18 protein-coding genes are annotated in these 20,212 nt (G+C 44.8%); 13 read left to right on the top strand and 5 right to left on the bottom strand.

Annotation, left to right across the window (positions count from 1 at the left end):
* Positions 1 to 872: 872 nt before the first annotated feature.
* Positions 873 to 1,655 carry an undecaprenyl-diphosphate phosphatase gene (locus AAA943_RS20280; protein WP_338226202.1) on the bottom strand — a complete coding sequence of 261 codons (783 nt, stop codon included), beginning with the start codon at positions 1,653 to 1,655 and terminating at the stop codon, positions 873 to 875.
* A 142-nt stretch (positions 1,656 to 1,797) separates the two neighbouring features.
* Here AAA943_RS20280 and AAA943_RS20275 point away from each other — a divergent pair, with 142 nt between their 5' ends.
* On the top strand, positions 1,798 to 3,684 hold the full coding sequence (locus AAA943_RS20275) for a mucoidy inhibitor MuiA family protein (RefSeq protein ID WP_338226201.1): 1,887 nt from the start codon (positions 1,798 to 1,800) through the stop codon (positions 3,682 to 3,684).
* A gap of 55 nt (positions 3,685 to 3,739) precedes the next feature.
* Here AAA943_RS20275 and AAA943_RS20270 read toward each other — a convergent pair whose 3' ends face one another.
* From AAA943_RS20270 to AAA943_RS20260, 3 genes are read right to left on the bottom strand one after another with little or no spacing between them, the layout of a single operon-like run.
* Positions 3,740 to 4,465 carry a tol-pal system YbgF family protein gene (locus tag AAA943_RS20270; RefSeq protein ID WP_338226200.1) on the bottom strand — a complete coding sequence of 242 codons (726 nt, stop codon included), beginning with the start codon at positions 4,463 to 4,465 and terminating at the stop codon, positions 3,740 to 3,742.
* Between the two features lie 43 nt (positions 4,466 to 4,508).
* Positions 4,509 to 4,790 carry a winged helix-turn-helix domain-containing protein gene (locus tag AAA943_RS20265; protein ID WP_338220114.1) on the bottom strand — a complete coding sequence of 94 codons (282 nt, stop codon included), beginning with the start codon at positions 4,788 to 4,790 and terminating at the stop codon, positions 4,509 to 4,511.
* Positions 4,783 to 5,358 (bottom strand): hypothetical protein, encoded by a 576-nt coding sequence (locus tag AAA943_RS20260; RefSeq protein ID WP_338226199.1) that lies wholly within the window; start codon positions 5,356 to 5,358, stop codon positions 4,783 to 4,785. Before AAA943_RS20260 ends, AAA943_RS20265 begins: the two co-directional genes overlap by 8 nt.
* A gap of 116 nt (positions 5,359 to 5,474) precedes the next feature.
* Between AAA943_RS20260 and AAA943_RS20255 the strand changes: the two genes are divergently transcribed.
* Complete coding sequence (locus AAA943_RS20255; RefSeq protein ID WP_338226198.1) at positions 5,475 to 5,927, top strand: hypothetical protein; 453 nt, start codon at positions 5,475 to 5,477, stop codon at positions 5,925 to 5,927.
* Positions 5,928 to 5,964: 37 nt separating this feature from the next.
* On the top strand, positions 5,965 to 6,432 hold the full coding sequence (locus AAA943_RS20250) for a copper resistance protein NlpE (RefSeq protein WP_338226197.1): 468 nt from the start codon (positions 5,965 to 5,967) through the stop codon (positions 6,430 to 6,432).
* A 172-nt stretch (positions 6,433 to 6,604) separates the two neighbouring features.
* Here AAA943_RS20250 and AAA943_RS20245 read toward each other — a convergent pair whose 3' ends face one another.
* Entirely contained in the window at positions 6,605 to 7,537 is a 933-nt protein-coding gene (locus AAA943_RS20245) for a hydrogen peroxide-inducible genes activator (RefSeq protein WP_338226196.1), read from the bottom strand.
* Positions 7,538 to 7,736: 199 nt separating this feature from the next.
* On the opposite strand from AAA943_RS20245, the gene AAA943_RS20240 reads away from it, so the two are divergent.
* From AAA943_RS20240 to AAA943_RS20200, 10 genes are all read left to right on the top strand, one after another.
* Positions 7,737 to 9,044, top strand: coding sequence for a Gfo/Idh/MocA family protein (locus tag AAA943_RS20240; protein ID WP_338226195.1), 1,308 nt, complete (start codon positions 7,737 to 7,739; stop codon positions 9,042 to 9,044).
* Between the two features lie 24 nt (positions 9,045 to 9,068).
* Positions 9,069 to 10,280 (top strand): redoxin domain-containing protein, encoded by a 1,212-nt coding sequence (locus AAA943_RS20235; protein ID WP_338226194.1) that lies wholly within the window; start codon positions 9,069 to 9,071, stop codon positions 10,278 to 10,280.
* Positions 10,281 to 10,372: 92 nt separating this feature from the next.
* A complete protein-coding gene (locus AAA943_RS20230) occupies positions 10,373 to 10,813 on the top strand; it encodes a MarR family winged helix-turn-helix transcriptional regulator (RefSeq protein WP_338226193.1) in 441 nt (146 codons plus the stop codon).
* 1 nt (position 10,814) lies between these two features.
* Positions 10,815 to 11,237 carry an organic hydroperoxide resistance protein gene (locus AAA943_RS20225; protein WP_338226192.1) on the top strand — a complete coding sequence of 141 codons (423 nt, stop codon included), beginning with the start codon at positions 10,815 to 10,817 and terminating at the stop codon, positions 11,235 to 11,237.
* Between the two features lie 36 nt (positions 11,238 to 11,273).
* Entirely contained in the window at positions 11,274 to 11,474 is a 201-nt protein-coding gene (gene vapB / locus AAA943_RS21940; protein WP_420915620.1) for a type II toxin-antitoxin system VapB family antitoxin, read from the top strand.
* A complete protein-coding gene (locus AAA943_RS20220) occupies positions 11,471 to 11,857 on the top strand; it encodes a type II toxin-antitoxin system VapC family toxin (protein WP_338226191.1) in 387 nt (128 codons plus the stop codon). The genes vapB and AAA943_RS20220 overlap by 4 nt, the downstream gene beginning before the upstream one ends.
* Before the next feature lie 134 nt (positions 11,858 to 11,991).
* Positions 11,992 to 14,526, top strand: a complete 2,535-nt coding sequence (locus AAA943_RS20215; protein ID WP_338226189.1) for a M14 family metallopeptidase — start codon at positions 11,992 to 11,994, stop codon at positions 14,524 to 14,526.
* Positions 14,527 to 14,717: 191 nt separating this feature from the next.
* On the top strand, positions 14,718 to 18,401 hold the full coding sequence (locus AAA943_RS20210) for a two-component regulator propeller domain-containing protein (protein ID WP_338226188.1): 3,684 nt from the start codon (positions 14,718 to 14,720) through the stop codon (positions 18,399 to 18,401).
* Positions 18,402 to 18,417: 16 nt separating this feature from the next.
* Positions 18,418 to 18,798, top strand: coding sequence for a response regulator (locus AAA943_RS20205; protein ID WP_338226187.1), 381 nt, complete (start codon positions 18,418 to 18,420; stop codon positions 18,796 to 18,798).
* Positions 18,799 to 18,841: 43 nt separating this feature from the next.
* Positions 18,842 to 20,206, top strand: coding sequence for a sensor histidine kinase (locus tag AAA943_RS20200; protein ID WP_338226185.1), 1,365 nt, complete (start codon positions 18,842 to 18,844; stop codon positions 20,204 to 20,206).
* Positions 20,207 to 20,212 lie beyond the last annotated feature (6 nt).

Raw genomic sequence — 20,212 nt, 5'->3', positions numbered from 1 at the left:
AAAACACAATCCCCAACACAATCCGATACCAGCCGAAAGCGGTAAAGCCATGATTGGATACGTATTTCAAAAACAGTTTCTCTGTGACCTTCTCTAAAAAACAGCTAGAGGTAAAACAGTCTATTTCTATTTCTCACAGATGCCTCAAATGAACACAGGTAATGTCATCTGTGAAAATCCGTGTAATCTGTGAGCAAAAAACTCACCCCAAATCCGCTCCCCACATCAGGATCAAAAACACAATCCCCAACACAATCCGATACCAGCCGAAAGCGGTAAATCCATGATTGGATACGTATTTCAAAAACAGTTTCTCTGTGAGCTTTTCTAAAAAACGGCTAGAGGAAAAACAGTCTATTTCTATTTCTCACAGATGCCTCAGATGAACACAGATAATGTCATCAGTGAAAATCCGTGTAATCTGTGAGCAAAAAACTCACCCCAAATCCGCTCCCCACATCAAGATCAAAAACACAATCACCAACACAATCTGATACCAGCCGAAAGCGGTAAAAACATAATTGGAAGTGTATTTCAAAAACAGTTTCTCTGTAGGCTTTTCTAAAAAACGCTTTTCTTTTTTCTCACAGATGTCTCAGATAAACACAGGTAATGTCATCTGTGAAAATCCGTGTAATCTGTGAGCAAAAAAACTCACCCCAAATCCGCTCCCCACATCAGGATCAAAAATACAATCCCCAACACAATCCGATACCAGCCGAAAGCGGTAAAAACATAATTGGAAGTGTATTTCAAAAACAGTTTCTCTGTAGGCTTTTCTAAAAAACGCTTTTCTTTTTTCTCACAGATGTCTCAGATGAACACAGGTAATGTCATCTGTGAAAATCCGTGTAATCTGTGAGCAAAAAAACTCACCCCAAATCCGCTCCCCACATCAGGATCAAAAATACAATCCCCAACACAATCCGATACCAGCCGAAAGCGGTAAAGCCATGATTGGATACGTATTTCAAAAACAATTTCACCGCAAACCAAGCCGAAATAAAGGCGACTCCAAAACCAATCGCAAGCATAGTTAGCTGTTCGGAAGTGAAGGCCAAGTCGGATTTGATCAAATCATACCCGCCTGCGGCCATCATGGTAGGTACCGCCAAAAGAAAAGAAAACTCGGTCGCCTGCTTTTTGTCCAGGCCATTGAACACCCCACCGATGATCGTGGCAGCTGCGCGGGAAGTACCCGGTACCATGGAGAGACACTGGCAGAGGCCGATGAAAAAGGCGTTTTTGTAGGAAATGTCTTCTACATCTGCAAGGGTGGATTCCTGATTCACCACTTTTTTGTCAATAAAAATCAAAATCACGCCACCCAAAATCAAAGAAACCGACACCACAATCGGATTGAACAAGTAGCCCTTGATAAAATCATACGCCAAAAGTCCAACTACCGCTGTGGGAAGAAAAGCGGCAAACAGCTTGAAATAAATGGTAAGGCCCCTGAAAAACCGCTTGATATACATCAGCGCAATCGCCAAAATAGCTCCCAATTGAATAAACACCTCAAAGGTTTTGACGAATTCATCTTCGTGGATACCCATAAGCGTAGAGGCCAAAATCATATGGCCTGTAGAGGAAACGGGTAAAAATTCGGTGAGACCTTCGACGATGGCTATGATGATACTTTGAAAAAGAGTCATGAATAGGGATTTTTTTGATCCGGCAAAACTAACATTCTACTGCGAAATCAGGGACAGTATTATCCAGAATTCCAATTTTTAACTTTTCCACTGTTGCCTTTTGATGAAATATTTCGTTCTTTTTAAACTAAACAGACTTATTATGAAGCGATCCATTTTTGCCGCCTTTTTATTCCTCTTGACTCTCTCCTCTTTGGCTCAAGAACTGAAAGAAACCACCCTAACGAGCCAAATTCAAGAAGTAACTTTATTCCTTTCAGGAGCACAGGTATTTGAACAAGCTTCGGGTCAGATTTCCTCAGGTGAATCCATCATTGTGCTCAAGGGTCTGTCTTCCTACCTGGATGAAAAAAGCATTCAGGTCAAAGCTCAGGGAAATTTCACCATTCAGGCCGTCAACAAACGCCTGGATTTTCTGACTGAAAAAGAGGTCGGAGAAAAAGTCAAAGAACTTGAAAATCAGATCGAAAGTATTGAGAAGGCTCAAACTTTGGCACAAAACCGCCTCCAAATCCTTTCCAACAAAGCAGGGCTGCTTTCTGCAAACAAAGACTTGGGAGGAAGTCAAAGCGGACCGACCATGAGTGAATTGAAGGCAGCTTTGGAGTTTTATGATGCCGAACTCACCAAAATCACCAATGAGGAACTTCAGGTAAAGTCCAAGATCGCAGAAAACGACCGGGAACTGGAACGGCTCCGGAATCAGGTGAAGTCCATGCGCGAAAGCCAAAACAAATCCACTGCAGAAATCCGCATTCGCGTGAAGGCTCCTGCGGCTGGCTCGGGCAATTTCCAAATCAACTACTTGGTTGCCAATGCAGGATGGTACCCGAAGTACGATGTGCGGGTCAAGACCATCCAAGCCCCCCTCATGATCAACTACAAAGCGGAAGTGTACCAAAATACCGGGGTGGACTGGAAAAATGTCAAGCTTCGATTTTCCAATGCCAATCCTAACCAAAGCGGACAGGCTCCCTTCCTCGAAAAGTGGGAACTGAACTATGCCCGCTTTACCAAAGTGAATAAATTTGCCTTGCCACCTGTACCGGGGCAGGTCAGCGGAGTGGTGCTGGATTCCAATGGAGAGCCCATCCCCGGAGCCACTGTCTTGGTCAAAGGAACCACCATCGGGACAGCTACAGATCTCAATGGAAGATATTCGATCACTATCCCTCCTACAGCCCAAAACCTTGTATTTTCATTTGTGGGGTTTTCAACACAAGAGATAGCTATCCAAGGTCGGTCTACTGTCAGTGTAAGTCTGCAAGAGGATGTTCAAATGTTAGAGGAAGTAGTAGTATCAGGGTTTAGTTCTGAATCAAAAAGAAGCCTTCAAGGAAGAGTAGCTGGAGTGGCAGTTACAGGAAGTAATACCAGGGATAGAGAATCTGCTCCTTTGATGACTAATTTTGTCGAAAACCAAACTACCGTCGAAATCGAAGTAGCCGAACCCTATTCGATCAAAACCAACGGAGAGCGGACTTTGGTAGATCTGAAAACCTACGAAATACCGGCAAATTATCGCTACACCGCTATCCCCAAACTGGACAAAGATGCCTTCCTCTTAGCGGAAATCACCGATTGGAGTCAATACAGCCTGCTCGAGGGAGAAAGCAATCTGTACTTTGAGGAGGGTTTTGTCGGTCGGTCTATTCTCAATGCTGCTGCACTTCAGGATACGCTTCAAATCTCCATGGGACGGGATCGCTCGATCGTAATGCAGCGGGAAAAAGTGGATCAATTCTCCAAAAAAAGAACCATCGGATCCAATATCACCGAAAGCCGGGGCTATGAGATCATCCTGAAAAACAATAAATCCCAACCCGTCACTCTCCTGGTGAAGGATCAGATTCCTGTATCGGTCAATTCCAACATTACAGTGACCCCTGGGGAACTCAGCGGAGGAAAACTCGATCCACAAACGGGAGTAATTACTTGGGAAATAAGCTTGGCTCCGGGAGCACAGCAGAAAGTTTCTTTCCAATATGAAGTCAAGTATCCAAAAAGTGAACGGATAATTTTAGACTAAAAAGAAAAAAGCAGCGGCCACTGACCGCTGCTTTTTCGATGGTAAAACCTCTAATTCAATTCAAATCGGCCAGAAGACCTTTGGCTACCCAATGAAAGTTGGGCTCTAGTTTCACGGCCTGAGTCCAGACTTCTTTGGCTTTGGCCTCATTTCCTTTTTCCTGATAGATCATTCCCATCCAAGCCATATTGTCCAAATACATCCAATCCTGCTCGTTTCCGGATTTTTCGAAAGCCTGATTTGACTTTTGGAAAAGAGCAAGTGCTTCGTCTTTGTCCCCACCCCAGGTTTCCGGAGTGAAATATTTATTCCCTGCCATCATTTTCAGTACGATCGGAGAATTGGGAGCTTGGGCAAAGGCTTCCTCCAGCAAGCCTGAGCTTTTTGGTCCCAGAAACATTCCTTTCATCGGACTGTATGCAATTTTGTACCCATAAAGGGAAGAAAGAAGCGCCTTAGCATCTGCTCCATAAGTTTTGGATGAACTCAGGGCTTTCAGTCTTTTTTCCAGGCCGTCCACGTAGGAATCAAATAGGCGCTCATCCTGATCGACCATGGTGGCATTGAGCAGACCATATTCCATCAGGGCCAAGTCAAAAGAAGTCCTTTCATTGGGCTGAGTCTGATGGGCCTGAGTGGCGAGCGCTACATTCTGCTTCCAGGAATTTTTGTCCTGGGTGAGGTAAGCCTGATAGCTGAGTCGTTTGAGGTCTTGAGGAAAACCCATAGCCATCAAGGTGATCATCATAAGGAGTGCGAAGATTCTAGAGTTCGTTTTCATGATATAAATTGGTTTATATTATAAACTTGATTTTGAAAATTTTTTAGGGTAAATAGTTTTTCAGATTTTCCACATATTCTTCAAAAGCTTGGATCCCCTTGGGTGTGATTTGGCAAGTAGTGAGAGGTCTCTTGTCCCGAAAAGATTTTTGGATGGTAATGTATCCTGCCTTTTCGAGTTTGTCGAGCTGCACACTGAGATTGCCGGCTGTGGATTCCGTTTTCTCTTTGAGAAATGTAAATTCCGCCTCCTCTAACCCAAGTAAAAGGGACATGATTGCCAGTCTCAGCTGGGAATGGAGAAGGGGATCAAGTGGCTTAAACACGGCTTTTGAATTTGTTTTTCAATAAATATCCAGGGACCAGATAGCCCAGCACCATGGAGATTCCGGCTACGAGATATTGCTCATCGATGGGTTGCAAAAATCCGACAATCGAACCCAGGAACAAAACCACCCCTCCAAATTTCACCGAATTGTCTTTAATAATAGCCCCTGTCACAAAAACACCCACAGCGGCCAGCACCAAAATGATGGGGTTGTGCCTAAACTCCAAGATGGGCATGAAGGCTAGAATAATTACCATCCCCACAAAAACAGAGATCCAAAGCTGGCCCAAGAAATCATCCAAATGCGTCTTCACCCGGGATTTTTTTTGCTCCCTAAACTCATGGACAAAACTCCAGATCAGAGCAGGAATTACTCCCAGCCATACCACATAGGGCATCTCAAAACCTGATTTGGCTAGACCATAATGCCCAAAATTGCACAGGGCAATCACCCATCCCCAGAGCAAAAGTTGAAAACTTCCGTCTCCGGCAGCTTCCTTTTTGGCCTTTTGGATCATCTCCGTGATCAGAGCCAAAGATTCCGAACTGCTTAATTGCTTTTCCATAACTTGAGATTTTAGATTCTATAACGGAACAAATATAAATAGGTTTACATAATAAACTACTTTATCTGATTTTTTTTCTGTTTTTTTCCTAGATTTCATCAAAGAATTCCACAGCTATGAAAAACCTATTCGATCCCAAAGTCACACAGGAACTGATTTCACGAATCAACCAGCTCAAACCCGAATCTCCCCCACTCTGGGGAAAAATGTCGGTGGACCAGATGCTTGCCCATTGCTCGGTGGCTTATGAAATGGCTTTTACCAACAAGCACCCCAAGCCAAATCCCCTCATGCGCTTTCTGCTGAAATCCTTCGTCAAAAAGGGAGTGGTCAATGAAGTTCCTTATCCAAAAAATTCAAGAACAGCACCTGCATTTATTATTTCGGACCGAAAAAATTTTGAAGAAGAGAAAAGCCGACTCATCAAATATCTGGAGCATACGCTTTCTCTTGGAGCAGATCATTTTGAAGGTAAAGAATCCCTTTCCTTTGGTCCCATGACCTCTCAGGAATGGAACAATCTATTTTACAAGCACCTGGATCATCACCTGACCCAGTTTGGAGTCTAGTCCCTAGGTATGAGTTTTAAACATTAATTGAATGGTTATGAAAAAATCTGTTTTTTATCTTCCCCTTTTGCTGCTGACTTTGATCTACTCCTGCACTAGAAGCAGCAGTGATAATTCTTCCAACGATGAAGAATCAACCCAAGATGCAGGAAATTCATCGCTTCCAGTAGGAGACAATTCCCAAACCTCATTGGATTGGCCTGGCACCTACTTTGGAGTTTTACCCTGTGCAAGCTGTGAAGGAATAGAAACCTGGGTTACTCTCAATGCCGACGGAACGTTTGAGCTCAAGACAAATTATCTGGGACTGAATGATGCCCGCGAGGAGATTTTCACCGGTACTTTCGAATGGGATCCTACAGGATCAATGGTTCAGCTTACAGGTCTCATCGGCAATGCTCCCGGAAAATACAAGGTCGGAGAAAACCGGATCTGGCATTTGGATCAAGATGGGAACCGAATCGAAGGAGATTTGGCCGAACGCTACATTCTTTCTAAACAGTAATAACTTGCTGAAATTACCCGCATCGTCATCTGTAAGGTCAACCAACTGGATATACCGGGCTAACACTAGATTTTGGAGCTAATCCAATCGCCGCCACCTAGGGAGCGGTGTCGAATCTACCAATCCAATAAGGCGGGGAAAGATCCTCAAACCCAAAATGGTAACCACCCAACTATTTAAACCTCACTACCTTCCCATGGGCCTTGGACGTCATGGCGAAAGGAATGGCTTCGGTAATTTCCCGGAACAGAAGTTCCACCAGTTTTTGCTTCAAGAAACTACGGTTGAGGATAATACTCACCTCCCGGATAGGTGCCTGCCCTTCGAAGGACCGAAGTCGGCTTTTTTCCTCTTCACTTAACTCCAATGTAGCCAATTCGGGCAAGAGAGTCACTCCCTGATAGCGATTGACCATATTCCTAAGTCCTTCCAATGAACCGCTTTCATAGTGGAAATTAGAGTGTCCGGCCATGGACTGATCACAAAAACTGACCACCTGATCCCGGAAGCAATGGCCTTGCTGCAGAATCCAGAGTTCGTTTGACTTTAACTCTTCCGGTCGAACCGTATTCTTTTTCAGTAGAGGGTGATTTTTCGAAAAATAGGCATAGAATTTTTCGTAAAACATCGGCTTTTCCAAAATCCCGGGCTCATCCAAGGGAGTCACTACGATTCCGAGATCCAATTCATCATTTTTAAGGTGTCGAATCACCTCCTCGGTGACCATTTCCTGCACTTCCAGCTTTACATTGGGATATTTTTCCAAAAACTTCCGAATAAAAAGATGCAATAGGTATGGTGCCAAGGTAGGAATAATCCCAAGTTTGATCGTGCCGGAAATATCTCCCTTGAGCTGAGCTACCAGTTCGTAAATCCCCTTACTTTCAGAAACGACCCGCTTCGCTTGAGCAATGATTTGTACTCCTATTTCGGTAGGAATGACCGGCATTTTACTTCGGTCAAAAAGAATGACTTCCAGCTCTTTCTCCAACTTGCTCAGCTGAGCACTAAGGGTCGGTTGGGTAACGAAGCAGGATTCGGCCGCCTGACCAAAGTGTCTAAACTTATCTACGGCAATCAGATATTCGAGCTGTTGGATGGTCATTTTATCAGAAATTATCTTGGACAAGAAAGCAAAAAGAAACGGAAAGTGTTTGGTTCCCCCCTATAAAGCCTCCTCCATTTTCCACTTAACTCCAAGTACAGGACGCTTATCAAAATAGAGAAAGGTAATTTTCCTTAACCATATAAATACAGTAATTTATTTCCCTCAGATCTGAAAAAACAATCCAAAATAGCTCATCATGAAAAATTCTAAATTTTCCAGAAGAAAATTCCTTGGCACAAGCCTCCTGACTACTGCTGGTGCAAGTTTGGTCCCAGGAATGGCTTTTGCTAACTCTCACCCTCTGATTCAGACAGCTCATGAACGAGTCAGGCTTGGATTCATCGGCCTGGGAAGACAATCCATGGGTTTATTGAATAATTTCATGCGCATACCCGGAGTAGAAGTAGTAGCCGGAGCAGATGTTTACGCAGTCAAAAGAGAGCGATTTGCCTTGAGGGTCAAAAAGAATCTGGTCGAGGCTGGCCAAGCTTCCAGCAATCCCCAACTCTATGAAGACTACCGGGAACTGCTCCAAAACCCAGAAGTAGATGCTGTGGTCATTGCCTCCCCTGATCATTGGCATGCCTTAATGGCCATTGATTCCTGCAAGTCCAAAAAGGATATTTACCTGGAAAAGCCCCTTACTTTCACGGTCAAGGAAGGCCAAGAGCTCGTCAAAGCGGTGCGACAAAACGGAATAGTCCTTGCAGTCGGCTCGATGCAGAGAGCTGCGGTCAATTTCCAAACGGCCGCAATGCATGTCCAGCGAGAGAAGCTCGGAAAAATCTCCCAAGTATTGGTACATGTGGGAGAAAATCCATTCCCAAAATCCTACGATCATCCTGCCCAGGCCATTCCTCAGGGACTAAATTGGCAAAAATGGCTGGGACCTATTCCAAGTTTGGCTTTCAATGAGGAACTCAATCCAGGGATTTCATTGAATCCGGAGCAGAATGAAAAAGCTTGGGCAGGCTGGAGATGGTACAAGGAAACCGGGGGAGGCTTGATGACGGACTGGGGAGCCCATATGATCGATGTGGCTCAATGGGGACTGGGCATGGACCGAAATGGACCTGTGGAAATCATCCCCGCTACAGGAGACTCCCCTTTGACTTACAAGTTTGCCAATGGAGTAGAAATGTTGATTACCAAATTTGATGAAGGCAGACAGGGAGTTAAGTTTTTGGGAGAAAAAGGTTGGATCAAGGTGTCTCGGGGAAATTACGATTCCTCCCTTTCGGAATTACAAATTGGGAAAGAGCCGGAAAACTTCAGCTTTGGAGCCCACCATGTGGATTTTATCGATTGCATCCGCAAAAGGAAAGACCCGATAGTCCCCGTAGAAGTAGGTCATAGCACCTGTACCAGTTGCACTATTGGAAATATCACCCAAGACCTGGGAAGAAGTCTGAAATGGGATCCTGTACAGCAAGTTTTCCACGACGACTGGGAAGCCAATTCCAAGTTGCACTACGTGTATCAAAACGGGTACACTCTCAGCTAATCCCAACCTTTCAACCCAAGCCCTATGAAACTCACAAAAAATAGATTACCAATTGCCATACTGTACTTATCCACCTTGGTTTTGTTGACTTTTTGCACCAAACCCAATGTGGATAACCCCGGCTCAGAGGAAAAAATTGAGGCAAAATTTACCGCTAACCCCGTCCTTGTCGCAGAAAAACCCATAGCAGTTTTGCAACTTGGTGATGAGGCTCCACCCTTCCGTCTTCCCGACACGGATGGAAAATTCCACCAACTGGAAGATTACTCAGACAAGGAAGTCTTGGTGATCAATTTTACCTGCAATCACTGTCCTACAGCTCAGGCCTACGAAGACCGGTTTATTCAGTTGGTCAATGACTATGGAGAAAAGTCGGTGGCCTTCGTAGCTATTTCCCCTAACAGCCCGATCGCCATCCTGCCAGAGGAATTGGGCTACACGGATTTGAGTGATTATTTCGAGGAAATGAAAATCCGCGCAGAGGCCAAGGGATATAATTTTCCTTACCTCTATGACGGAGATACGCATGAGTTTTCCACTGCTTATGGCCCAACAGCCACCCCACATGTCTTTGTTTTTGACAAGAATAGGAAGTTGACCTATTCCGGGAGGATGGATGCCAAAGAAAAACCCGGGACAGGGAATGCAGAAGATTTGAGATTGGCCATTGATAAGACCTTGGCGGGGGAACCTATTCCTGAAGAAGCTGCAAAAACACCTGCTTTCGGATGCTCGATCAAATGGGCCTGGAAAAATGAATATACCATCAAGACGAATGAAGAGTGGCAAAAACGAGAAGTGACTTTGGAAAAACTTAGCCCGGATGGCCTTGCTCAACTTTTAAAAAATGAAACTGACCGATTATTGCTGGTCAATTTTTGGGCGACTTGGTGTGGGCCTTGCATCATCGAATATCCCGAATTTGTCACCATACAAAGGATGTATGGAGCTAGGGACTTTCAGTTTGTATCTGTGAGTATGGACTCACCGGATCAGGAAGAAAAAGCATTGAAATTCCTCAAATCCAAATATTCCGCTCTTCCCAACTACCTGATGGATACAGAGGACAAATACGAGGTCATCCATGTCGTAGGAAAAGATTGGAACGGAAGTCTTCCCATCACTTTGTTGATCGAACCCGGAGGGAATGTAGCCTATCGGGTCCCGGGCACCATTGATCCTTTGGAACTGAAGCGGGCGATTGTGGACCATCCGATGATTGGAAGATACTATTGATTTCGGATTTCGGAAATCGGATTGATTCGTCAGAAAAATTATTGGAATCAGGATTGAAAACAAGTAGATTGTATTCAATCCTGTTTTTCGTTATGAACAATTCTGAATTTCCATTCCTCTACCTTTCTCAGCTACTTTACACCAGTTCCCGATTGATGATTCAGCAGGTTCAAGTGACGCTGAATGAACTTGGTTTGACTTATTTACAATTTTTGGTTTTATCGATCCTTTGGGAAGAAGATGGGCTAAAAGTGCATGAATTGGGAACCAAGCTTAGTCTGGATTCGGGCACGTTGACCCCGCTTTTGAAAAAACTGGAAGCCCAAAACTTGCTCAAGCGCAAGCGGGGAGAAGAGGATGAGCGGACGGTCAGTATTCATCTCACTTATCCGGGAAAATCACTTCAGAGCAAAACTTTGGCGGCCCTTGTCTTGTTGGAAGAGGAGATGAGCTCAAGCTTGGGAAAACCGACAGAAAAGTTGATTCCTCAGCTGGAAGTCTTTTTGGAAAAACTCAAACCCTCAAAAAAGTAAAATGGAAAAATTGAACATTGATTACACTGCTGTAGCCATCAATACAGGAGGCCGCAAAGGACATGTACGCACAGACGACGGAAAATTGGATTTTGATGTGTCTATGCCCAAAGAGATCGGAGGAGACGGAGAAAAAACCAATCCCGAACAATTTTTTGCAGCTGCCTACGCCTCTTGCTTTGGAGGTGCTTTAGGAGCTGTAGCGGGTAAAACCAGCCTCAGAGACTCCGAAATCAAAGCCAAAGTCCACTTGGGAAATTATGGTCCAAACAGCTTCGGCTTGGCAGTAGATATCGAAGTGAAAATTCCTCATGCCGACTCTCTGGAACATGCCCAGCAACTGGTAGAAGCAGCACATCAGGTATGCCCCTATTCTAAAGCGACTCGAGGGAATATTGAGGTAAATGTGAAGGCGGTTGAATGATTTTTGATAAAGGATTGATTTTGATTAACTTTCGTCATGTCAGAATCTGAAGTTTTCCTAAAGTTTCAATCCTTACCTGAAGATCTTAAAAAGCAGGTTGTTCAATTTATGGACAACCTGCTTGAATCTTTGCCCTCAAAAAGAAAGAAAAAGCCTGTCGCGGGTTTGGCAAAAGGAAAAATTGTAATCAAAGATGGCTTTGAGGATCCGATTGAGGATTTTAAAGAATATCAATGAAAAACTTTTTAATCGATACACACATCTTAATCTGGTTTCTAACAGACCATCCCAATCTTTCTCCAAGAACAAAAAAACTAATAGAAGAGTCCGAATCCTGCTTCATAAGTGTCGCTTCGATTTGGGAAATTGGGATAAAAGTCAGTTTAGGAAAACTTGAATTGCAAATAAGCATTTCCAAGCTGATAGAGCTTGTTCAAATTAGTGGCTTCTACATCCTTCCAATAGATCAATTCCATGTCCTAAAAAATAGTGAGTTAATATTTTTTCATAGGGATCCCTTTGATAGAATTCTTATTTCACAAGCTCTTGTAGAGAATTTGGAAATCATTACGGCTGATTCAGAATTTTTGAAGTACCCGTCAAAGACCATTATCAATTAAGCAATAAAGATTTTTGCTAGTCAATCAATTTTTAGACGTTCAGGAAAAAGACTTTTGTAAATCACTTTTCCCCAATCGGTAATTTCCTTCCCATCAAAAGGCCTTAACTTTCTAGCCAAAATAAAATTTTCAACATGAAGAAAAGCTTACTGACTTTATCCTTTGCATTTGTGTTTGTTTTGGGTGCTTTGGCCCAACTCCAAACTCCAGAACAGTTTTTGGGCTATAAGCCCGGAGACCGATTTACTCCCCATCACCGTATGGTGGATTACTTTGAGTATGTGGCTTCGCAAAATCCCAACATCAAAATCATCCAATACGGCGAAACCAACGAAAAACGCCCGCTTTTCGTGGCGATTCTTTCCAGCCCAGAAAATATGGCCCGCCTAGAGCAAATCCGCACTGACAACCTTAAGCGTACCGGCTTGATGGAAGGCTCTCCGAGCACTGAAGTCCCGATCAACTGGATGTCTTTCAATGTGCACGGAAATGAGTCTGTGGGTATGGAAGCAGCAATTTCTACTTTTTACACACTCGCCGATCCAAACAATGTCAAATCTCAGGAATGGCTCAAAAATCAAGTGGTCATTCTCGATCCTTGTATCAACCCTGACGGTCGCGACCGCTATGCGATGTGGTACAACCAAAAGATGAACACTCGCCTCCAGCCTGATCCACAGTCTATGGAGCACAACGAACCTTGGCCAGGAGGAAGAGCTAATCATTACCTTTTTGATCTCAACCGAGACTGGGCTTGGCAAGTACAAGTAGAGTCTCAGCAGCGATTGAAGCTTTACCAGCAGTGGATGCCACAGTTGCACCTGGACTTTCATGAGCAGGGGGTGGACAATCCATTTTACATGGCTCCGGCTGCTGAGCCTTTGCACGAGCAGTTGACCCCATTCCAGCATGAGTTTCAGGATATTTTCGGTAGAAATACCGCTAAATATTTTGACCAGGCAGGCAAATTTTACTTTACCAAGGAGCGATTTGACATCCTCTATCCCTCCTATGGTGACTCTTATCCGATGTACAACGGTGCCATCGGCATGACCATCGAGCAGGGTGGTAGCGGCCGTGCCGGCATCGGAGTGTACAATTCGATCGGAGACACCGTAACGCTAAGCGGACGAATCGCCGGACACTATACCGCTGCGATTTCGGCGGTAGAAGTGACCAGCCAAAACGCCAAAAGACTTGTAGATGAGTTTGCCACCTATTTCAAAACCAACTCCAGCAACCCAAAAGGCAAATACAAATCCTTTGTAATCAAAGGAGAAAGCAACCCAGCACAGCTAGCCAAACTGCTTGAATTGATGGATAAAAATGGAATTCGCTATGGAAAAGCAGGTTCTCGCGCAGGTTTGAAAGGATACGAGTACCAAAGTGGAAAACCAGGAGTAGCTTTTTCCACCACGGAAAATGACATCATCATCAATGCGTATCAGCCGAAAGGAGTCTTGGCTCAGGTGCTATTCGAGCCCAATCCGGTGTTGAACGACTCCATCACCTACGACATCACCAGCTGGGCAATGCCATATGCCTTCGGACTCCATGCCTATGCGCTGGAAGGCCGAATCGATGCGGCAGGTCAATACGAAAAACCTACTTTCACTCCAAATACAGCTGGAGCTACTCCTGTGGCCTATCTGGCCAAGTGGGAAGGAACCCGAGATGCGGCCTTCCTTGCCGCTTTGCTCAATCAGAAAATCCGTGTAAAGTATGCCGAGTATCCTTTCACGGTCGAGGGCAAAAGCTTCCCTGCCGGGTCTCTCATCATCACCAAAGGCGGCAATGAGTATGTAGGCAACTTTGATCAGAAAGTAGTGGAAACCGCCAACCGATTTGGAGTGACTTTGGCTACGACGCAAACCGGCTATGTGGACAAAGGGAAGGACTTTGGTTCGCCAAATATCCGCGTCATCCAAGCTCCAAAAGTAGCTTTGGTGGGCGGTCAGGGCACTTCTTCCTTGAATTATGGAGAAGTTTGGCACTTCTTCGAAAAGGAATTGGACTACCCTCTGGTCAATCTAGATGCGGCCAATTTTGGTTCCTATGATCTCAGCAAATACGATGTGATTATTCTCCCTTCAGTATTTGGCTCGGGTCTGATTGGCAATGCGCAAACCAAGCTGATGGATTGGGTAAAAGCCGGAGGAAAAGTAGTAGCCATCGATGCGGCGGTCAATCTTTTCGCCAACAAAGAAGGATTCAAATTGAAAACCTACGACACAGACGAGGAGAAAAAGGCTGCAGAAAAAGCAGCTCAGGAAATCGCCAAAGAAGAGCGACTAGAGCCTTTCACCGAGGGAGAACGGCTCGACATCTCCGGTGGGACTGCCGGTGCCATCTATGAAATAAAAATGGACGAAACCCATCCGCTGGGCTATGGTACTGGAGGTAAATTCTATACGTTGAAAAACAATTCCAACCGATTTGCCTTCATGAGCGGGGGTGTAAATGCCGGAATTATTGCTGAAAATGATTCCTATCGCACTGGCTTCATTGGCTACAAAATCAAGTCTCAAATGGGACAATCTGTAGTCATTGGAGCAGAAAGACAGGGTAGAGGACAGGTCGTCTACTTTGTGGACAACCCGATCTTCCGCGGATTCTGGGAAAGCGGCAAGCTGATTCTCAGCAACGCGATCTTTATGGTGGGGCAGTAAAGATAAAATTCAGGTTTCTTCTCATAAAAACCAGTCGTTCTTGAAAGAATGACTGGTTTTTTCTATTTATACCTTCAATTTCCAAAAAGTGAAAAGCATTTTTTATCCTATATTAATTGTCTATCTTTTAAAAAATTTCGCAAAAGCACCCTCTTGGATTACCTTTTCTATTTTCTATTTGAATCGGTCAAATGAAAAAATATCTCTGGATTTTTGGATTCCTTTTCCTTTGTTTTTCCTGTAACAAAGTAGAAAAAGAAACCAGCGCATCCGATCAGGAGCAGGTTTTGGCTCCCCTCTTTTTTGACCTGTCTCAGCTTTCGGATTCACTCAAGCCAGAGACCAGGTGGCTGACAGACCATGCTCCTCCCAGAATGGTCCCGGTACCCGGTCAGAGTGGAGGCTCTTTGAGTATCAAAAGTGAATCTGGAGAAGACCAATCCATTGCCCGCCTTGCGCCAGAAAGGAAAAAACTGCTGGCCCTCAACGGACCAAATGGAAATCAAGTTCTGGGTCCTGGTGGAAAGCCCTACTTTTTGGGTGAAGGGGGTATTTCTCAGTTCAGAACCTATACCACCGACGACGGACTTGCCTTGGATGGGGTGAACTGTGCCATTTTGGACAGCCGGGGTCACCTTTGGTTTGGCACCAATGGAGGTGGCATCAGCCGATACGATGGGAGCTCATTCACCAACTATTCTACTACCGAAGGCCTGGTGGGAAACACCATCCGAAGTATCTATGAGGACAAAAACGGAAACATTTGGATAGGGACAATCACCGGTTTGAGTAAGTTTGACGGTAGACGGTTTTCCAATTTTACTTCCCAAAATGGGCTGGTGGATGATTATGTTTTCGGAATAATCGAAGATAACGAGGGCAATCTTTGGTTGGGAACTGGAGGAGGAGTCAATCGCTACGATGGAAGTACCTTTCAATCCTACACCACTGAAGATGGCCTGGCCGGAAACTTTATCATCACTGTGGGAAAAGACCAACAGGGAAACCTATATTTTGGAACCAATGGGGAGGGGATGAGTAAGTATGACGGCTCTCAATTCACCACTTTCACGGAAAAAGACGGACTATCCGGCAATAGGGTCCGAAGCATTGCCGCCTCCTCCGATGGCTCTCTTTGGATCGGAACCATCGGAGCTGGAGTCAGCCGGCTCAAAGATGGTAAATTCAAAAATTTCAGTCTTTCCGACGGTCTGGCAGATAATATTATCCGCTCCATTAAAGAAGACCGAAAAGGTCAAATCTGGTTTGGCACGGAACGAGGTGTGAGCCGATATGATGGGGAAAAGTTTACCACCTACACCCGCGACCAGGGCATGCCAGCAAGCAGTGTCTTGGATATCGTCATGGATCGGTCTGGGAAGCTTTGGTTTTGTACGGACGGAGGAGGAATCACCCGATTTGATGGCAGTGCATTTACCAGCTTCACCATCAATCAGGGACTGGGCGGGAATCTTATCCTCAGTGCCTTGGAGGACCGTCAGGGAAATCTCTGGTTTGGAAGTGCAGGAGGTGGAATTACCCGATTTGATGGTTCTGAATTCACCAATTTTTCCCTTTCCCAAGGTTTGCCAGGAGATGTGGTTCATGCCATTTTTCAGGACAGCAAGGGTTTGGTATGGATAGGAACCGGCGGAGGAGGTTTAAGCAAGTTTGAAAACAATGCATTCACCAATTATTCCACCGAACAGGGGCTTCCTTCCAATGAAATTTATTCCATCACTGAAGATGCCTTGGGAAATCTCTGGATGGGTACTGAAAATGGAGTCAGCAAATTTGACGGAAAAAGCTTCACCAACTACTCAATGGACCATGGGTTGATTGGAAATGTGATCTTGAGCCTGCTTCCTGATTCGGAGGGTGGGATGTGGATCGGGGCTGTCGATGGGGGAATCAGTTATTTTAAAAACGAAACCATACTCAACTTTGCTCCGGATCAGGGATTGGTTGATCCCGGAGTGATTCGTCTGGTCTACGACGCAGATGACAACCTCTGGATCGGTACTGAACATGGACTGAACCTACTCCCGAAGGAGGATCTGACAGCCTTGTTAGCAGGAGAGAAATTAGACCGGAATCCATTTTTGAAATTCACCAAAGAAGATGGGCTACCCGATGAAGTGATCCTACAGATTGTGCCGATGAAAAACAGGAAAATGGCTATCGGGACCAATTTGGGCATGGTATTCTTTGACGGACCCGGAGATCGAGTCCGGGATTTTCAAACCTCCAATCCAGAGCTGTTCAACTCCAACACTGGCTATCCAGTGAAAGACCTTACTGACGGCCAAAATGGCATGTTTCAGGATAGCAAAGGCATTCTTTGGGCTGGAACAGGCAGCAATAAGACCGCCTTGGTCCGTTTTGATTACGATGCACTGGTCCGCAATCAACGTGCACCGGGGCTTTTTCTCAAACAAATCAGAATTAATGAAGAGCCGATTTCCTGGCATTCCCTGTTGCCTGGTTCTGATCCCGCTCAAGTGGAATTTGAAGAGACAGGTACTTTAGGCAAAAAACTAAGCCCATCCGAACGGGCCGCTATTCAGGAAAGATTCGAAAAAGTATCCCTGGATAGCATTGCCGCATTTTTCCCAATTCCGATAGGTCTGGTTTTGCCTTACAGACACAACCACCTCAATATTGATTTTGGCACAAACGAACTGGCCAAGCCCTTTCTGGTGGAGTACCAATACATTCTTGAAGGCTATGATGAGGAGTGGAGCCCCGTACTGAAGAAAACCAGTGCCACCTTCGGAAACATCCAGGAAGGGGACTATACATTCAAAGTCCGGGCAAGATTTACAGGCCCCAGCGAGGGGAAAGCTTCCGAATGGACCGAACCCATAGAGTTTTCTTTCGTCGTCCTTCCCCCATGGTACCGAACCTGGTGGGCTTATATGATTTATTCAATCCTTTTCCTTTCCCTGATTTATCCAATTCATCTGTATCAACGAAACCTGACCATCAAAAAGGAGCAGGAAAAGGCCAAGGAAAGAGAGCTTCAGCAAGCTCGGGAAATAGAAAAAGCCTATTCCAAACTGGAAGCGGCCCATGAAAACCTTAAATCAACACAAGCTCAACTCATCCAACAGGAAAAACTGGCCTCTCTGGGTCAATTGACGGCCGGAATAGCCCACGAGATCAAAAACCCCCTGAATTTTGTGAACAATTTTTCAGGATTGAGTATGGAGTTTCTGGATGAAATTGAGGAAGAGTTGGAAAAACTGGATCCCTCTGAGGCTTTGGAAAATGTGCAGGATCTCTTGGGAGATATCCGGATCAACCTGGAAAAAATCCGGCACCATGGAGGAAGAGCGGATGGTATTGTCAAATCCATGCTGATGCACTCCCGAGGAGGTAGCGGCGACTTTGAGCCTACCGACTTGAATGAACTGGTCAAAGAGTATGTCAATCTATCTTTTCATGGGATGCGGGCAAACAAAAACCCTATCAATGTGGAAATTGATCTCAAGCTGGCCAATTCCTTACCCAAACTCAAACTCAATTCGGAGGACTTCAGCCGGGTAATCCTGAACCTGACCAAAAATGCCTTTGATGCTATGCGGGACAAGCTGAATAAAATGGGACAGGAATACAAGCCTGTACTTTCGCTCAGCACACAGGACTTGGGAGATCATGTGCTTCTGGAGGTCATGGACAATGGTCCCGGGGTCCCTGACGAGATCAAAGACAAACTGCTCATGCCCTTCTTCACCACCAAAAAAGGAACCGAAGGAACGGGCCTTGGACTGAGTATCACCCATGATATCATCAAGGCCCACAGGGGCACATTGGACATCACTACCGAAGTGGGATCCTGGACCAAATTCAGTATTCTTCTGCCCAAAAACTGATAAAACCTGATTACCTATGAAAATACTAATTGTAGACGACGAGCGGGATATTGAAGACCTGTTCCGCCAAAAATTCAGAAAAGAAATTCGAAATCAAGGATTGGAACTTGTCTTTGCCTTTTCCGGACAGGAGGCTTTGGATATATTGGGAAGTGAAAACCCTCCACGGGTCATGTATGTCTTTTCCGATATAAATATGCCTGGAATGAGTGGTTTGGAAATGCTCAGTATCGCCAAGGAAAAATTTCCCCAAATCCAAATCAGCATGATTTCGGCTTACGGGGATTCAGAAAATTACAACAAAGCCATGGAGTCCGGTGCCAAGGGCTTTTTCACCAAACCGGTTGATTTTGAAGCCTTGAGAAAGGAAATTGGAGAGATAATCGCAAAGAATTGACATGCTTTCACTTTGACCCTTTATCCCAAAAGTTCAAGACACTATGATCCTAATTAATCTGATCTCACTTTTTCTGTTGTATTACCTGAAAAAATCTCGGGGAAAGGACACTTTTTCAGACCAATTGAAGAAGCTCATCAACTATGGAATGATTGGCTCCGGGACGCTCATTCTAATGGGAATTGTACAAGTGCCCCCTGTTTTGCTTTTTGACCTGCTTTCTTTTTTCTTGGTAGGCGGGATAATTTTTATGATTTTGAATTTTCCAGAGCTGGAAAATCAAAAAAACCTCGCCATCACCCCTTTGCCTATTTTAATAGTCAGGCTGGTAAGTTTCCTGCTGGAGACCATTTTCCCCACCACCTACGAGTACCTTGAAAATTACCTGGCCGCCGCTGGGTTTTTTGCACTCATCTGGGCGATTACCATGTGGCTGAATCACCGCAAAGAAATGAAAGCCCTGGAAATAGAGCGGATCATTTCCAAAGAGAAAGAAAGACAACTCTTTCTGGCCCAAGAAAAAAAGCTGGAGCTGGAGCGAATGGTACAGGAAAGGACGTCTGAAATTTTACAGCAAAAAAATGAATTGCAGGATGCCCTGGACCACCTCAAATCCACCCAAGAACAGCTGGTCCAACAGGAAAAATTGGCCTCTTTAGGCCAACTTACAGCAGGCATTGCCCATGAGATCAAAAACCCACTCAACTTCATCAACAACTTCTCAGAACTCAGCGAAGATTTCCTGTTTGAAATCGAAGAAGAGCTTGAAAAAACTCCATACACTCCCGAAAAGGCGCTGATCCAAGAACTGCTGACGGACGTCAAATCCAACCTGAAAAAAATCAGACATCACGGCATGCGAGCCGACAGCATAGTCAAGTCCATGCTGATGCATTCCCGAGGCGAAAAGGGCGAGGTCAAGGAAACCGATCTGAATGAGCTGATAAAGGAATACAGCAACTTGGCATTTCATGGCATGAGAGCCAATAAAAACCCCATCAATGTGGATATTCAGCTCGAACTGGATGAGACACTTATCCCGGTCAAAATCAATGCGGAGGATTTTAGCCGGGTCATTCTTAATTTGGCCAAAAACGCTTTTGATGCCATGCGCGACAAAATAAATATGGCAAATTCAGATTATAAAGCTAAATTGGTCATCAGAACCAAAGACTTGAAAAACAGTCTCTTGATTGAGGTAGAGGATAACGGGCCCGGGGTTCCGGAAGAAATAAGAGAAAAGCTTTTAATGCCCTTCTTCACCACAAAAAAAGGAACAGAAGGTACAGGATTAGGGCTCAGTATCACCCATGATATTGTAAAATCCCACGGAGGAAAGCTCGAAATCGAATCCGAAGTCAATCAATTCACACGGTTCAAAATTTTATTACCCAAGTCTTCCATTTAAATTTTT

The sequence above is a fragment of the Algoriphagus confluentis genome (assembly GCF_036245625.1).
Lineage (GTDB): Bacteria > Bacteroidota > Bacteroidia > Cytophagales > Cyclobacteriaceae > Algoriphagus > Algoriphagus confluentis.
Note: the sequence above shows the minus strand (reverse complement) of the source record. Positions and strands in the feature narration are given on the sequence as shown.

Bases quoted from the DNA above. Each gene is read 5' to 3' on its own strand.
- vapB (WP_420915620.1), top strand. From the start codon at position 11,274: ATGTCAGAATCTGAAGTTTTCCTAAAGTTTCAATCCTTACCTGAAGAT.
- AAA943_RS20270 (WP_338226200.1), bottom strand. From the start codon at position 4,465: ATGAAAACGAACTCTAGAATCTTCGCACTCCTTATGATGATCACCTTG.
- AAA943_RS20280 (WP_338226202.1), bottom strand. From the start codon at position 1,655: ATGACTCTTTTTCAAAGTATCATCATAGCCATCGTCGAAGGTCTCACC.
- AAA943_RS20275 (WP_338226201.1), top strand. From the start codon at position 1,798: ATGAAGCGATCCATTTTTGCCGCCTTTTTATTCCTCTTGACTCTCTCC.
- AAA943_RS20225 (WP_338226192.1), top strand. From the start codon at position 10,815: ATGGAAAAATTGAACATTGATTACACTGCTGTAGCCATCAATACAGGA.
- AAA943_RS20260 (WP_338226199.1), bottom strand. From the start codon at position 5,358: ATGGAAAAGCAATTAAGCAGTTCGGAATCTTTGGCTCTGATCACGGAG.
- AAA943_RS20215 (WP_338226189.1), top strand. From the start codon at position 11,992: ATGAAGAAAAGCTTACTGACTTTATCCTTTGCATTTGTGTTTGTTTTG.
- AAA943_RS20205 (WP_338226187.1), top strand. From the start codon at position 18,418: ATGAAAATACTAATTGTAGACGACGAGCGGGATATTGAAGACCTGTTC.
- AAA943_RS20240 (WP_338226195.1), top strand. From the start codon at position 7,737: ATGAAAAATTCTAAATTTTCCAGAAGAAAATTCCTTGGCACAAGCCTC.
- AAA943_RS20250 (WP_338226197.1), top strand. From the start codon at position 5,965: ATGAAAAAATCTGTTTTTTATCTTCCCCTTTTGCTGCTGACTTTGATC.
- AAA943_RS20200 (WP_338226185.1), top strand. From the start codon at position 18,842: ATGATCCTAATTAATCTGATCTCACTTTTTCTGTTGTATTACCTGAAA.
- AAA943_RS20255 (WP_338226198.1), top strand. From the start codon at position 5,475: ATGAAAAACCTATTCGATCCCAAAGTCACACAGGAACTGATTTCACGA.
- AAA943_RS20245 (WP_338226196.1), bottom strand. From the start codon at position 7,537: ATGACCATCCAACAGCTCGAATATCTGATTGCCGTAGATAAGTTTAGA.
- AAA943_RS20210 (WP_338226188.1), top strand. From the start codon at position 14,718: ATGAAAAAATATCTCTGGATTTTTGGATTCCTTTTCCTTTGTTTTTCC.
- AAA943_RS20235 (WP_338226194.1), top strand. From the start codon at position 9,069: ATGAAACTCACAAAAAATAGATTACCAATTGCCATACTGTACTTATCC.
- AAA943_RS20230 (WP_338226193.1), top strand. From the start codon at position 10,373: ATGAACAATTCTGAATTTCCATTCCTCTACCTTTCTCAGCTACTTTAC.
- AAA943_RS20220 (WP_338226191.1), top strand. From the start codon at position 11,471: ATGAAAAACTTTTTAATCGATACACACATCTTAATCTGGTTTCTAACA.